Raw genomic sequence first — 349 nt, forward strand, 5'->3', positions numbered from 1 at the left:
GAGTACTTTAAAGTTTCGCCCGAAGGGCAAAGGTAACAATCAAAGTGTTCATCATAAACATAGTCATGTTTGCGAAAGAATCCTTCTTTTGTACGAGGACGTGTATAGGGTAAAGCAGGTGTAATTTTCTTTGTTAAATAGGTAGCTTGTAATCGCTGGTGTTTTATAAGCTGCATCTGCGGCAACTGCTTCTGGTTTTCCAACTTTCTCAATCACTTGCTTAACAAGTGGCTCCAAAATATGACTGTCATGTGTATTACCAGGTGTTACAATCGTTCCCAATACAAAACCGTTGCGGTCTGCGGCCGCGTGGAATGAATAGGCAAACTGTTTTGTTCGTTCATCTTTC

The 349-nt window shown here is 41.0% G+C and carries 1 pseudogene; it reads right to left on the reverse strand.

What is annotated here, in order from left to right:
- Positions 1–349, reverse strand: a pseudogene (locus Q8G36_RS28720) (transposase); the annotation flags it as partial.

Source organism: Peribacillus frigoritolerans (genome assembly GCF_030676415.1).
GTDB classification, from domain to species: domain Bacteria; phylum Bacillota; class Bacilli; order Bacillales; family DSM-1321; genus Peribacillus; species Peribacillus frigoritolerans_A.